This window comes from Streptomyces sp. AK02-01A (genome assembly GCF_033795305.1).
Taxonomy (GTDB): Bacteria; Actinomycetota; Actinomycetes; order Streptomycetales; family Streptomycetaceae; genus Streptomyces.
Window position 1 is genome coordinate 44515 of record NZ_JARBAE010000039.1, and the last position, 14426, is coordinate 58940.

A 14426-nucleotide genomic window follows, 5' to 3' on the forward strand; every position below is an offset into this window, starting at 1 on the left:
GGCGCCCTGGCGACTGTAATGACTGCGCGGTCCGTGGCCGGCCTACTGCCGTACGAGCACGACGAGTTCCGCGTCGTACCGTTCGGTCCAGGCGAACGGCAGCCCGGAGTGGACCAGATGGGCGCCGCTGTAGACCTGGCCTGACGCGGCGTCACGGTAGCGCGCGGCGGCGTCGAGACCGCGCAGCCGCAGCCGGGCCGGCCGTCCCGGCACCAGCGGCGCGCCGTCGAGGCGGCCGGTGTTCCAGGCCGTGACGACGACCCGGCCGCCGCCTGGCTCCTCGTACTGGACTCCGCAGGTGGCGTCGGCCGGTGTGTTCAGCAGACCGACCTCTCCGTGATGGATCACCTCGCGGATCTCCTTGTAGCGGGCGATCCACTCCGCCGCCTCGGCGCGCCGCTCCTCCGGCCAGGTGCGGATGTCCGCGCCGATACCGAGGACACCGGCCGCCGAGCTGACGAAGCGGAAGGCGAGCGAGCGTGGCCGCGGATCGAAGACTCCGGGCGAGTCGGTGACCCAGGAGCTCATCGTGTGCGGCGCGTGGGCGTGCAGATAGCCGTACTGGATGGAGAGCCGGTCGAGCGGCGCGGTGTTGTCGCTGGGCCACACCACGTCGGTACGCGCGATGGTGGCGTGCTCGATCCGGCCGCCGCCGCCCGCGCAGCCCTCGACGGTGACATGCGGGTGCTCGGTCCGCAGATGGTCGAGGACCCGCAGATAGCCGGCCACATGCGCGGCGTCGAGATCCTGCCGCTCGACCGGACCGGCGCCTGGCCGGCCGCGTTCGGTCGGCGGACGGTTCATGTCCCACTTGAGATAGCTGATGTCATGGTCGCCGAGGAGCCGGTCGAGGGTGGCGAGGACGAAGTCCTGGACGTCCACGCGGCCGAGGTCGAGCAGAAGCTGGTTGCGTACGAGCGTGGCGGGCCGGCCCTCGACGCGGTAGACCCACTCGGGATGTTCGGCGTACAGCGCGGAGTTGGGGCTGATGGCCTCCGGTTCGATCCACAGGCCGAAGTCCATGCCGAGGTCGCGCACCCGCGAGACGAAATGGTCGAAGCCGTCGGGAAAGGACGCCGGGTCCGGATGCCAGTCGCCGAGGCCGCCGGTGTCGTCGGGCCGGCCGGTGAACCAGCCGTCGTCGACGACGAACAGCTCCGCGCCCATGTCGGCGGCGATGCGGGCCAGTTCGAGCTGGCTCGCGGCGTCGACGTCGAAGCCGGTGGCCTCCCACGAGTTGTAGAGGACCTTGCGCGGGCGGTCCATGCGGTCGCCGGTGAGATGCCGCTCGTAGCGGTGCCAGACCCGGGCGAGACCGTCGAGGCCGTCCGGGCTGAAGGCGCAGGCGAGCCTCGGAGTGGTGAGGGTGGCGCCGGACGCGAGCCGGACGGCGCTCTCGTGAGGCAGCCGTCCCGCCCGGACCCGGACCGCTCCGCCGGGCTCGGCGTCGGCGGTGATGTGCCAGTTCCCGGACCACTCCAGGGCGATCCCGTAGGTGGGCGTGGCGCCCTCGGCGGGGCTCGCGGCGTCCTGGACGGCGAGCCAGGGCGCGTACGCGTGGCCCGGTACGCCCTGGGTGGAGGCCATCTCGAAGCGGCCGCGGGCCAGTTCGAGCTGGGTGAGCTGGAACTCCCGCGCCCACTGGCCGGTGAGGCAGGTGAGCCGGGCGCCGGCCTCGGCGGGGATGTTCACGGCCGCCGAGTCGAAGCGTTCCAGGCGTAGTTCCGTGTCCCCGGTGCAGGTCAGCTCGGTCCAGCGGAGGATCACATCGGTGCCGGGAACGGCCTCGTAGCAGAGCGCCGCGGTCAGCCCGAGCAGCTCGTCGGTGAAGACCAGCCGCAGTGCCCGGTCGCCGTCCTCGGTGGCGTCGGTGAACCGCCACCACACGCCGCGTTCCTCGCCGGGCCGCTGGGCGACCAGGTCGGCGCCGGTGAACGGCCGCAGCCCGTACGGGATGTACTCGGCGGGCGCGGCGTCGGCGGGAGTGATGAAGTGCGTACGGCGGGACCAGTCGAGTGCCGAGGGACCGGTCTCGACGCCGTGCGGCCCCCAGGCGGTCAGCTCGGCCCACTGGCCGTCTCCGGCGAGTGCGACCGCGTACGTGGTGTTCTCGGTGCGCAGGATCCACCGGTCGTGCGGTTTCCCGTCGTGCGGTCGCCGGTCGTGCGGGGTCACTTGACTGCTCCCAGATTGAGTCCGGCGACGAAGTGGCGCTGGAACCGCAGGAATACGAGGACGGTGGGGGCCGCGGCGATGACGGAGCCGGCCGCGATGACGTTCCACATGGAGACGTACTGGCCCTGGAGCCCGATGAGCGAGGCGGTGATGGGCATCTGGCTGTCCGTCCGCAGCACGGTGATGGCCCACAGCAGATCGTTGAAGATCCAGGTGAAGGAGAGGGCGCTCAGCGCGGCGAGGGCGGGTGTGGCCAGCGGCAGGATGATGCGCCGGTAGATCTGCCAGGGCCCGGCGCCGTCGATGACCGCGGCCTGCTGGATCTCGGGCGGGATGGACCGCATGAATCCGTGCAGGACGAAGACGTAGAAGCCGACGCCGAAGCCGACCTGGACGCCGATGAGTGCGTACAGGCTGTCGTACAGGCCCAGTGTCTCGCTGATCCGGGAGACCGGGATCAGCAGGATCTGCGGCGGAAGCAGATTGCCGCCGAGCATCAGGAGCAGCAGTGTGCGGCGTCCCGGCAGGTCGTAGCGGCTGAGTCCGAACGCGGCCATCGAGGCCAGCAGGAGCGACAGCAGCACGGTGGGCACGGTGACCAGCAGGCTGTTGATCAGTGCGCGCTGCTGGCCGCCGTCCACCCAGGCCTGGCGGAAGCCGTCCAGGGTGAAGGAGTGCGGCAGGCCGCCGAGGCCGTTGGCGGAGATGTCGTCGAAGGACCTGACGCTGGTGACCAGTACGAGAGCGATCGGCAGCAGCCAGAGCAGGGACAGCAGCCCGGCGCTGAGATGGAAGCTCGCGGTCGCCCAGGCGCGGCGCCGCGCGCGCGGGCCGGGGTCGGGCTGCGGGCCGGTGGCCGCCGTGTCCCGCTTCTCGGTGGCCGGCGCGGAGGCGTGGGTGACGGTCATCAGTCGGCCTCCCGGAAGGCGCGGACGAGATAGGACGCGATGACCCCGAAGGCCAGCACGAAGATCACGACGGCGAGAGCGGAGCCGTATCCCAGCCGCAGCGACTGGAAGGCGGTGGAGTACATATAGGTGCTGAGCAGCTCGGAGGAGTGGTACGGACCGCCGCGGGTGAGCGCCCAGACGACATCGAACGAACGCAGCGAGTCGATGACGATGACCGACAGGACGACGGCGTTGACGCTGCTGAGCTGCGGCAGTGTGATGTGGCGGAACTGCTGCCGGCGGGACGCGCCGTCCATCTTCGCCGCTTCGTAGAGCACCGGGTCGATGCCCTTGAGCCCGGCGAGGTACAGCACCATCACATAGCCGATCTGGCGCCACAGGGCCGGCACGATCACGGCGTACAGCGCGGTGTCCTGGTCGGCGAGCCAGGCATGGGTGAGGCTGCCGAGGCCGACGCCTTCGAGCGTCTTGTTGATCAGACCGTCCGGCTGGTACATCGCCTGCCACACCAGCGCGGTGGCGACGAGCGAGAACACGACCGGGAGGAAGAGCGCGGCCCGGTAGAAGCCGACTCCGCGGCGCTCCTGCTGGAGCAGCAGCGCGGCGCCGAGGCCGAGGATCGCGGAGAGCCCGCCGAAGAGCAGCAGCCAGAGCACGGTGTCGACGACGGCGGTACGGAAGACGCTGTCGCCGAGCATCTCGCGGAAGTTGCCGAGGCCGATGAACTCCGGAGCCGAGACGCCGTCCCAGTTGGTCAGGGAGAGATAGAAACCCTGGAGCGCCGGCCAGAACACCCAGAACGCCTCGGCGAGCAGTGGTATGAGGACGAAGGCGAGGACCACGGGCGGGACCCGGGTCGCTCCCTTTCGCCGCCGTACCGCGGTGAGGACCGCCATCTCACTGGCTCCAGATCTTCTGCGCGTCCCGCTGCCAGGTGGTGAGGATCGAGCCGATCTCCTTGGGCTTGGCGAGATAGCGGGTGAGCGCGTTGTCGGCGGAGGGCTGCAGGGCGTCGCTGGAGTCGCGGTTGAAGAACTGAGTGACCTCCGCGGCGCTCTCGACCAGTTCGCGGCCCTTCTTGACCAGCGGCGTTCCGCTGTCCTTGGCGTCCGGGTGGGTGGGCAGCGCGGTGCCGGAGGAGCCCTTGAGGTAGATCTCCTGCGCCTCGGCGCTGGCCAGGTAGCGCATCAGCTCCTTGACCTCGTCCTCGCGGCCGGTGCGGGCGCTGGCGAAGTAGCCGTCGGTGGGCGCCTCTTCGGCCATCGGGACCTTCGGGTCGATGACCGGGAAGCGGAAGAAGTCGATGTCGTCCAGCTCGCCCTTCGGCGCGGCGTCCGCGAAGAAGGTGCCGATCAGCATCATGCCGGTACGGCCCTGGAGGAGAGCGGTGGTGGCGTCCTGGAACGGAATCGCCTTGCCGTTGGGGTCGAAGAACGGCAGTGCCTCGTCCCACCGGTCGAAGACCTTGCGGATCTCGGGGTCGTCGAAGCGGTGCTTGCCGGCGAGCAGGTCGCGGTGGTACTGCGCGCCGTTGATCCGGATGTTGAGGTAGTCGAACCAGGAGGAGGCCACCCAGGCGGTGTTGCCGCCGGCGCCCAGTCCGATCGGTGCGACGCCCTTGGACTTGAGCTTGTCGCACAGGTCCAGGAACTCGTCCCAGGTCTTGGGCTCCTGGACGCCCCACTTGGCGAAGTTCGACTTCCGGTAGAAGACGCCCCACCAGTAGTAGGAGGTCGGGACGAAGACCTTCTTGCCGTCGGCGGAGGTGCAGAGCTTCTTCTGGGCGTCGGAGTAGCCGGCCAGCTCCGGCTTGGTCCAGATGTCGCTGACGTCGAGCAGCAGGTCCTTCTTGGCGTACGACTCGGCGACGGATCCGGGATACCAGGTGAGGAGGTCCGGCGGGTTGGCCGAGGTGAGATAGGTCGGAAGCTGGGTGCGGAAGGTCTCGGACGCGACCGTGTTGAGCTTCGCCGTCGCGCCACCGCGCTTGTTGAACGCGTCGGTGAGCTGCTCCATCGCGGCCTTGGCCTGCGGTGACGAGAGGTTCGACTGCAGGGTGACCGCGCCGCCCGACTCGCTGGTGCCGCTCGGGCTGGAGGTGACACAGCCACTCATCAGCGCGGCGGCGCCGACGGCGCCCGCTCCCGCGAGAAACCGGCGGCGGCTGGGTTCTGAGGTGATCATGGAAGAACTCCCTATACGCCCACGGAACGGAGCCGGACCCCCTGACGGCCGGGCTCTCGTTCGGCGGATACAGACTGACGTGCTGTCGTAGCAGCGTCAAGATTAATTACTAATTTATTTACGACCGGGTGCCGCCGGGCCCTGAGGCGTCCCGGCGGCACCCGGTGAACCGACCGGACCGGTCAGCCGGACCGGTCAGCCAGACCAGTCAGCCAGACCAGTCAGAGAGCGCTCTGGTGGACCAGACCGTCCACACCGCGGAACACCGTCAGCACCGTGCCGTCCGGGCCCGCGGTGGCTCCGAGCGCGCCGTTGAAGACACCGCTCACGAATTCGGCGCGCGCGGACCAGCCGCCCCAGCCGTCCGTACCACCGGCCGCGTAGGACCGCGTCCAGAGGGTGTAGTCACTGGCTCGGGCGTAGAGCCGCACGGTGTCCCCGGACGCCACCAGCGTCGGGCTGCCGCTGACCGTACCGCCCAGCGAGGACCACTCCGACCAGGCGCCGGACGCGTCGCGCACCCGCTCCCAGACCGAGTCGTCCGAGGTGCGTACGGCGACATGGGTGCTGCCCGCCGAGTCCGTGACCGCCGAGGGACGCCCGTAGACGGGAAGGCCTCCGGGCGCGCTGAGCGTGGTCCAGTCACCGCTCGGACCGCGCGACCAGATGAGCCCGTCCAGACCGCGGGCGAAGACGGTCCAGTCGTCCGGACCCCGGAAGGCGACGCTCGGCGCGTCCGTGATCCGGCCGCCCAGGTGCTGCCAGCCGCCCCAGCGTCCGCCGCTGAAGACACGGCGGTACGTCGCGTTGTCCGTGCCGCGCACGAAGACATCGATACGGCCGTGCGCCGAGGCGTACGCGGCGGGCTGGCCGAGGATCTCGCCCCTGGTCGGTCCGCCCAGGCTCGTGGTGCCGGACGACCAGTGGCCGTCACGGCCCGTCTGCTGCCGCAGCGAACCGTCCGTACCACGGGTGAACGCGGTGAGCCTGTCGCCGTCGCGCACCAGCGCGGGACTCGCCGAGGAACGCGAGCCGAGCGAGACACCGGGAGCGGCGTCCTTGCCGGACAGCTTGAAGAAGGCCGTGCCGTGCGCCGGCACCGTGACCGTGTAGGAGCCGGTGTGCGTACCGGCGTTCTTCCTGGCCCGCAGGTCGCGGACGGCGATCTCGCCCGTCAGCCCGGTGTCGGCGAATTCCACCGTGCGCTCGACGGCCTGCTCGGAGCGGTTGAGCAGGACGACCGCGCGCTTGCCGGAGCCCTGGAGCACCTTGCTGTAGACATCACCGGTGGCGTCGGTGGCGACCCGTACGCCCTGGATGGCGAGCGGGTCCTGGTCGACGGCGATGATCTCCGGGTTGCGCAGTGTGTCGATCATCGCCTGCGGCAGTGTGCGCGGGTCCGAGCCGATGACCAGAGGAGCGCCCATCTCGGCCCACAGCACGAGCTGCGTGGTGGACTCCTCCTGGGACAGCTCGTACGAACCGTCCGCCATCTTCCGCATCGGGACCAGATAGTCGGGATCGTTGTAGTGGCCGGGGCCCTGCGCCTCCGGATGCCAGGCGTTGGCGTCGGCGCTGCGCAGGATGTTGGGCCACTGACCGGCCGTGGGAGTGCCCCAGGCGAGATCGGTACCGGTACGCCAGGAGTCGCCGGTCGTCGGACCGTAGGTGTACGCGTTGTGCGCGTCCTGCGCCGGAGTGTGCGGCACACCCCAGTCGTCGGTGAGCGGATTGCAGAGATTCAGCAGCATCCGCCGGCCCGACTTGGCGACCGCGTCGCTGAACTCCTTGAACGCGGGCCCGGGATCGAGCTTCGCGGAGATCCCGCACAGGAAGTCGACCTTGATCGCGTCGAACTTCCAGTCCGCGAACTGCTTGGCGTCCTTCTCGTAGTAGCCGCGGCTGCCGAGGCCGCAGCTCTTGCCACCGTCGTACGTCCCGGCGTCGGTGTAGATCCCCGCCTTCAGACCGCGGGCGTGGAGATAGCTCACCAGCGACGGAAGGCCGGACGGGAACCGGTCGGCATGGGCCGTCAGACGTCCCCGGCTGTCGCGCGGATCGTCGGCCTGCCAGCCGCCGTCCAGCCAGACGATGTCATAGCCGGTCTTCTTGAGGCCGCTGCTGACCAGATAGTCCGCGACGCTCTTGACCTGGCTCTCCGTCGGAGCGCCCAGACCGTAGTAGGTGTTCCAGCCCATGTAGGGCGTGGGGGCCAGACCGCTGTCGTAGTAGCGCGGTGCGCCCTGGTCGTCGGCGCCGGCCGGGGCGGAGGCGCCGGTGGCGTGTGCCGCGGGCACCGCCACCCCGATCAGGGCGGCGGCCCCCAGGGCCGCCGCCGCACGCCGGGCACGCATCATCCCTGCACGATGCGAAGTCACGTGATGTCTCCCGAGAGTTGGGGTTTCCGGGCGCCCCGCCGACCCGAGATCACGGCGACGGCGCCACGACGAAGACTGTGGCCGCGTGTCCGTACGCTGTCAACGATTATTACTAATTAACTTAAACAAGCTGCGGTGTGGCGGATCTGCTTGCCTCGATGCCCCCTACACTCGATGCGGATCACATAGGCTCGTTCGCGAGATGAACACCAACCACACTTCCCTCGGCCCCAAGGCCGACAAAGAGACGGTGCGCCGGCACAATCTGAGCCTTGTGCTGAGGGCGGTACGGGACGAGGGCGAGGCGACCCGGGCCGGTGTGGCGGCGCGCGTGGGCCTGACCAGGGCCGCCGTGTCCTCGCTGGTCGAGCAGTTGCTGGAGAGCGGTTTCCTCTCCGAGTCCGGCAAGACGTTCAGCGGCCAGGCCGGGCGTCCGGGCACCGTGCTGAAGGTGACACGCTCCGGGCCCGCCGGCATCGGCGTGGAGATCAACATCGACTATGTGTCGGTGTGTGTGGTCGACCTGTCCGGCACCGACCGGGTCCGGCTGACCGAGCACATCGACAATCGCGGCGCCCAGCCGGCCGAGGTGCTGGCCCGGGGAGCCAGGATCGCCGCGCGCACACTGGAGTCGGCGGCGGAGCAGCAGTTGCTTCCGGTCGGCGTGCAACTCGCTCTTCCCGGGCTGGTGTCGGGAGGCACGGTCCGGCAGGCACCGAATCTGGGCTGGAACCGGGTCCCGGCCGAGGAGCTGTTCGCCAAGGCACTGGCGGAACTGCGGCCGGACGCGCCCGCGCTGCCGGTGAGTTCGGAGAACGAGGCCAATCTGGCGGCGCTGGCCGAGCTGTGGTTCGGCGGCCTCGGCCCGCTGCGCACGTTTCTCTATCTGACCGGTGAGATCGGCGTCGGCGGAGCGTTCGTGCTGGACGGCGAACTGCTGCGCGGAGCACACGGCTTCGCCGGTGAGATCGGCCATGTGGTCGTCGACGCGGCCGGCCCGCTGTGCCGCTGCGGCTCCCGGGGCTGTCTGGAGCAGTACGCCGGCCAGTCCGCGCTGCTGCGCGCGGCCGGGGTCGACGAGAACTCCGGCGTGCCCGGTGTGGCGGAGCTGGAGCGCCGGGCGCGCGACGGTGACACGCGGGCCGTGGCGGCGGTCGAGCAGGCCGGGCTGATGCTGGGCCGTGTGCTGTCGGGCGCGGTGAACATCCTCGATCCCGACGCCGTCGTGCTCGGCGGGATCTACCGGGATCTGATGCCCTGGCTGTCGCCGTCGGCCGACCGGGAGCTGACGGCACGCGTGGTGTCGGGTCTGTGGCCGCGCGACAGCGGACGGCTACGCGCGTCATCCTCGGCCGGAGACGCGGCGCGCGGCGCGGCGGCGCTGGTCGTCCGGGCGGTACTGGCCGATCCGGTGGCGTATGTGCGGCGCGGGACGGGCTGACGGACGGAGCGGCACGCAGGAAGCGCGGGGCGGGCCGTTTGGACGGCCCGGCCCGCGCTTCGTCGTGCGGAGCCCTGGGTCAGCGGGCGCCGAGAAGGTGGTCCATGGCGAGCTGGTCGAGCTGCTCGAACGCCATTCCGCGAGCGGCGGCGGCGTCGACGTCGAAGTCCTCGTAGGCACTGCGGTCGGCCAGCAGCGCGGCCACGCCGTCGGCGGCGGTCGGCAGGGCCAGCTCGTCCAGGCGTGCGGCGCGCAGCGCCTCCTGGACCTGCGGGTCGGCGCGGAAGGCGGCGGCGCGCTCCTTGAGGATCAGGTAGTTGCGCATACCACCGGCGGCGGAGGCCCACACACCGTCGAAGTCCTCGGTGCGCGGCGGCTTGAAGTCGAAGTGCCGCGCGCCCTCCCAGCCCGCGGACTCCAGCAGGTCGACGAGCCAGAAGGCGGCGCGCAGATCGCCGGCGCCGAAGCGCAGGTCCTGGTCGTACTTGATGCCGCTCTGACCGTTGAGGTCGATGTGGTAGAGCTTGCCGGCCCAGAGCGCCTGGGCGATGGCGTGCGGGAAGTTCAGCCCGGCCATCTGCTCGTGGCCGACCTCGGGGTTGACGCCGTACAGCTCGGGGCGCTCAAGGCGCTCGATGAACGCCAGGGCGTGGCCGACGGTGGGCAGCAGGATGTCGCCGCGCGGCTCGTTCGGCTTGGGCTCGATGGCGAACTTGAGGTCGTAGCCCTGCTCGACGACATACTCGCCGAGGAGGTCGAAGGCTTCCTTCATCCGGTCGAGAGCGACCCGTACATCCTTGGCGCCACCCGACTCGGCGCCTTCGCGGCCGCCCCAGGCGACAAAGGTCTTGGCGCCCAGCTCCACCGCGAGATCGACATTGCGCAGCACCTTGCGGAGCGCGTAACGGCGGACGTCGCGGTCGTTGGCGGTGAAGCCGCCGTCCTTGAAGACCGGGTGCGTGAAGAGGTTGGTGGTGAGCATCTCGACCACCAGGCCGTGCTCGTCGGTCGCCTGCCGGAAGCGCTTGATGTGCGCCTCGCGCTCCGCGTCCGAGGAGCCGAACGGGATGAGGTCGTCGTCGTGGAAGGTCACGCCCCAGGCGCCCAGCTCAGCGAGGCGCTTCACGGACTCGACGGGGTCGAGTGCGGGGCGGGTGGCGTCCCCGAAGGGGTCCCTGCCCTGCCAGCCCACGGTCCACAGGCCGAAGCTGAACTTGTCCTCGGGGGTGGGAGTGTAGCGTTCCGTCATTGCTCTGGCCGCCTTCGGTACCTCAGGTCCGGCACGTGCCGACCTTTTTGTTTCCTGACATGACTAATAATGCACCCCGACGCCGGTGCGCAAAACCCCTCGCCTGCGCTCATCTGTGTCCGATGCGTCCGGCCCGTCGAACACGTGCGTGCACACTCTGGCACGGACGATGATCGGCATCACAGTTCCCGTCCGCCACACCATCGCGTAATTTGTTTTTAGTACGTCCAAAACCGCTCCGCCGAGGCCGGTGGAGCGGGTCGGGATCCAGTCGGGGAATCCAGTCAGGGAAAGAGGTACGCCCATGTCCACGGCCATGTCGCAGAACCCGGTCGTGATCGGCGTGGACAGCTCCACCCAGTCCACGAAGGCCGCCTTCACCGACGCCGTCACCGGACGGCTGCTCGCGGTGGGCCGCTCTCCGCACCGGGTGACCGGCGAACACGGCGCGCGCGAGACAGACCCGGAGGTGTGGTGGAACGCACTGCGCGAGGCGGTCGCCGCCGGGCTCAAGGAGTCCGGAGTCGCTCCCTCGGCCGTGACCGGTATAGCGGTCGCCGGCCAGCAGCACGGACTGGTCGTACTGGACCGGACCGGCCGGCCGCTGCGCCCGGCGCTGCTGTGGAACGACACCCGCTCCGCCCCGCAGGCCGCCGCGCTCACGGAGGCGCTCGGCGGCCCCGACGCCTGGACGGCGCGCACCGGGTCCGTACCGGTGGCGTCGATGACCGCGTCCAAGTGGCAGTGGCTGCGGGAGAACGACCCCGCCATCGCCGACGCGGCGGCGGCCGTCAGGCTCCCGCACGACTTCCTCACCGAACGGCTCGCGGGAACCGCGGTCACCGATCCCGGAGACGCCTCGGGCACCTGCTGGTACTCGACCGCCACCGGTGAGTACGACCCCGAGCTGCTCGCGCTCCTCGGCCTGGACCCGGCCCTGCTGCCGGACGTCGCGAAGACCGGCGGCGCCCGGATCGGTTCGCTCACCGCCGGGTCGGCGGCGGAACTCGGCCTGCCCGCCGGTATCGCCGTCGCCGCGGGCACCGGCGACAACATGAGCGCGGCCGTCGGCCTGGGCCTGGGAGGCGCCGGGCTGCTGGACCATCCGGTGCTGAGCCTCGGTACGTCCGGCACGGTGTTCGCCGCGACCCGCACCCGTCCCGACTCCGCCGCGCTCTCCGGGTTCGCCGCGGCCGACGGCACCTATCTGCCGCTGGGCTGCACCCTCAACTGCACGCTCGCCGTCGACAAGGTGGCGGAGCTGCTCCGGCTGGACCGCGAGGACGCGGTGCCCGGCGGCGAAGCCGTACTGCTGCCGTATCTCGACGGCGAACGCACTCCCGACCTGCCCGCCGCCTCCGGGCTGCTGACGGGACTGCGCCATGACACCACTCCGCAGCAACTGCTGGGCGCGGCCTACGAGGGCGCGGCCGTCACGGTGCTGCGCGCGCTGGACGAGGTGCTGCGCGCCTGCGGTCTCGACCCGGCGGCGCCGGAGGTCGCGAACCGACCGCTGCGGCTGGTCGGCGGTGGCGCGCAGGGCCGTATGTGGGTGGAGACCGTACGACGGCTCTCCGGCCGCCAGTTGATCGTGCCCGAGAGCGGCGAACTGGTCGCGCTCGGCGCCGCCGCGCTGGCCGCCTCGGCGGCGACGGGCGAGGACCCGGTGGCGATCGCGACGGCGTGGCAGACGGGCCGGGGTCCCGGACTTCCGCCGGTGGAGCGGGACATGGAGACCTGGGACCGGGTGACCTCGGTGCTGGACCGGGCGGCGCCCAGCCTGCTGTCCTGAGGCCCGGCGAGGGCCTGTCGCCGACAGCGGCGAGGCGCCGCCGTGTTCTTGGCGGCGGTTGAGCGCCGCCGCCATGGACGGGGCGCGGGCAGGTATGAAGGAGGCGCGGGCGCGCGGGCGAAAATGCCGTCGCGCTCCCGCGCTCCCGCCGAACCACAACGAGCGCCCCGCATCGGGCACTTGAGGACACATCGGGCGCCCTCTACCCTTCGGTCTGCGCGGCACGGTCCGCGGCGGGGACGGAGGAAGGCTGCCATGGCCGAAGCACCACCCGAGGAAGAGCTGCTCAAGGCCGTCTCCCAGTGCCTCGGACCGTCCCGCCAGGGCGCGAGTCCGGTGCTCCAGGGACCGCGGATCGTACGGTCGCAGATCGTCGAATTCGCCATCACCTGGTCCGTGGAGACCCGCGCGGAGAAGGAGCGTACGGAGCACGGCTCGATCGATCTGTCGTCGCGCCCGAGGTATGAGGGAGCCATCGAGGACCATCCCGTCGACCCGCCGAAAAATCCCGCGACGGCGCGGAGACTGACGCTGGTGCTCCGCGACTCGGAGCGCGAGAGCGTCTGCGCGTGTGACGACGGCAGGATCCAGTGTCCGCGCTGCCTCGGGCGAGGACGGCACGACTGCGCGCCGACGGCCGTCTGCGCGGACTGCCTGGGAGTGGACTCGTGCACCGCCTGCGGCGACACCGGGAAACGCCGGCGCGAGCGCGGCCGGCCGTCCTCGGCGCGGCCCGCGCCCGGCTCTCCGAGTGAGCGAATCACCTGCGCCACGTGCGGCCGCCGGGAAGCGGCCTGCGCCGGCTGCCGCGGGCGCGGTATCACTCCGTGCGCGGAGTGCGCGGGCAGAGGGACGGTGAGCTGCGACCACTGCGAGAGCTCCGGTCTGGTGGCGCATCCGGCCTGCGGCGGCAAGGGCAGGACCACCTCCTGGACCGAAGGGACCGTCCGCCACACGCCCGGCGGCGAGCGGCTGTCGCTGCCGCTGAAGCGCGCGCCCTATCCGGTCCGGCGACGGATGGAACGCGACGGTGACTGGCACAGCGCCGTACTCACCGGATTCCGGAAACTGCCGGACGAGGTGGCGTCCGAACACCGCCCCGGGATCGAGCGGCTGCTCGTCCGGCGCAAGGGTGAGGTGGCCCGGCGCGTGGATCTCCGGTCTCTCGCACTGGCCCGGGTGGAGATCATGACCGAACCGGACCGGATCTTCTATGTCTTTCCCGGCAGGGAGCGGACCGAGGTGGTCCCGCTGCCGTCCCGCCGGCGCGTCTCCCGTCTCACGACCATGGCGGTGGGACTCGCGACCGTCCTGGTCCTCGTGGTGTCGCTGCTGCGCTGAGACCCGTCCGCCGCCGGCCTCCGGGAGCCGCTCAGCCGGTCGTCAGTCCGGCCGCTTCCTCGGCCAGAGCGTCCAGGACGGGCCGGATCAGCGGATGGTCCTGCGCGCCGCGGCGTACGGCGGCGAAGACCCTGCGCGTCGCGGCCGGGCCGGCCACGGGACGTACGACCGTGCCCTTCAGCTCCATGGCGCGCAGCGCGGAGCGCGGGACCAGTGCGACCCCGGCGCCCACGCCGGCGAGAGCGACGACCGCGCGGAAGTCGTCCGAGGAGTGCACCTGGCGCGGCTGGAAGCCCGCCAGTTCGCAGGCGAGCTGCATCACGTCGTGGCAGGGATTGCCCGGATACGGACCGATCCAGTCGCTGTCGGCCAGTTCCGCGAGAGCGACCTCCGGAGCGAGAGCGAGCGGATGCGCGGCGGGCAGGACCGCGTCGAACGGCTCCGCGTACAGCGCCACCCGGGACAGCCGCAGGTCGTCCTCGCGCGGTGCGCCGCGGTATTCGACCGCGACCGCCAGATCCGCCTGTCCGTCGAGCACCATCGGCAGGCTCTCGTCACCCTCGGCGTCGCGGACCCGGACCCGGATGCCGGGATGCGGTCCCGCCAGCCGCCGGAGGGCCGGAGCCAGCACCTCCGCGATGCCGGTGGCGAAGGCGGCGACCGTCACCTCACCCGCCGCGCCGCCGGCGTACGCCGCGAGCTCGGCCTCGGCCCGTTCCAACTGGGCGAGGACGGCGTGCGTGTGGGAGAGCAGGATCTCACCGGCCGCGGTCAGCCGTACGCCACGGCCGCTGCGCGACAGCAGGGCATGGCCGCTCTCCTGCTCCAGCGCGGCGAGCTGCTGGGAGACGGCGGAAGGAGTGAGATACAGCGCGGCGGCCGCGGCGGTCACCGTACGGTGGTCCGCCACGGCCCGCAGGATGCGCAGCCGCCGGGGGTCGATCACTCACCCATT

At 71.1% G+C, this 14426-nt stretch carries 10 protein-coding genes; 3 read left to right on the forward strand and 7 right to left on the reverse strand.

Going from position 1 to position 14426, the window contains the following annotated elements:
* Positions 1-42 precede the first annotated feature (42 nt).
* The 5 genes from PV679_RS28225 to PV679_RS28245 all read right to left on the reverse strand — a co-directional run bounded on the left by PV679_RS28225 (position 43) and on the right by PV679_RS28245 (position 7627).
* A complete protein-coding gene (locus PV679_RS28225; RefSeq protein WP_319683265.1) occupies positions 43-2175 on the reverse strand; it encodes an alpha-galactosidase in 2133 nt (710 codons plus the stop codon).
* Complete coding sequence (locus tag PV679_RS28230; RefSeq protein WP_319683266.1) at positions 2172-3083, reverse strand: carbohydrate ABC transporter permease; 912 nt, start codon at positions 3081-3083, stop codon at positions 2172-2174. The genes PV679_RS28225 and PV679_RS28230 overlap by 4 nt, the downstream gene beginning before the upstream one ends.
* The gene (locus tag PV679_RS28235; RefSeq protein WP_319683268.1) at positions 3083-3982 is read right to left on the reverse strand and encodes a carbohydrate ABC transporter permease; all 900 of its coding nucleotides are present in this window, start codon (positions 3980-3982) and stop codon (positions 3083-3085) included. Before PV679_RS28235 ends, PV679_RS28230 begins: the two co-directional genes overlap by 1 nt.
* 1 nt (position 3983) lies before the next feature.
* Positions 3984-5270 (reverse strand): ABC transporter substrate-binding protein, encoded by a 1287-nt coding sequence (locus PV679_RS28240; protein WP_319683270.1) that lies wholly within the window; start codon positions 5268-5270, stop codon positions 3984-3986.
* Between the two features lie 221 nt (positions 5271-5491).
* The gene (locus PV679_RS28245) at positions 5492-7627 is read right to left on the reverse strand and encodes a glycoside hydrolase family 27 protein (protein ID WP_319683291.1); all 2136 of its coding nucleotides are present in this window, start codon (positions 7625-7627) and stop codon (positions 5492-5494) included.
* 223 nt (positions 7628-7850) lie between these two features.
* Here PV679_RS28245 and PV679_RS28250 point away from each other — a divergent pair, with 223 nt between their 5' ends.
* On the forward strand, positions 7851-9089 hold the full coding sequence (locus tag PV679_RS28250) for an ROK family protein (protein WP_319683271.1): 1239 nt from the start codon (positions 7851-7853) through the stop codon (positions 9087-9089).
* A gap of 79 nt (positions 9090-9168) precedes the next feature.
* Here the strand turns inward: PV679_RS28250 and xylA are convergent, their stop codons facing one another.
* On the reverse strand, positions 9169-10338 hold the full coding sequence (gene xylA / locus PV679_RS28255) for a xylose isomerase (protein ID WP_319683273.1): 1170 nt from the start codon (positions 10336-10338) through the stop codon (positions 9169-9171).
* A gap of 316 nt (positions 10339-10654) precedes the next feature.
* Here xylA and xylB point away from each other — a divergent pair, with 316 nt between their 5' ends.
* Positions 10655-12130, forward strand: coding sequence for a xylulokinase (gene xylB, locus PV679_RS28260; RefSeq protein WP_319683293.1), 1476 nt, complete (start codon positions 10655-10657; stop codon positions 12128-12130).
* Between the two features lie 255 nt (positions 12131-12385).
* Positions 12386-13471, forward strand: a complete 1086-nt coding sequence (locus PV679_RS28265) for a hypothetical protein (protein ID WP_319683274.1) — start codon at positions 12386-12388, stop codon at positions 13469-13471.
* A 31-nt stretch (positions 13472-13502) separates the two neighbouring features.
* On the opposite strand, the gene PV679_RS28270 is transcribed toward PV679_RS28265, so the two are convergent.
* Entirely contained in the window at positions 13503-14417 is a 915-nt protein-coding gene (locus PV679_RS28270) for a LysR family transcriptional regulator (protein ID WP_319683275.1), read from the reverse strand.
* Between the last annotated feature and the right edge of the window lie 9 nt (positions 14418-14426).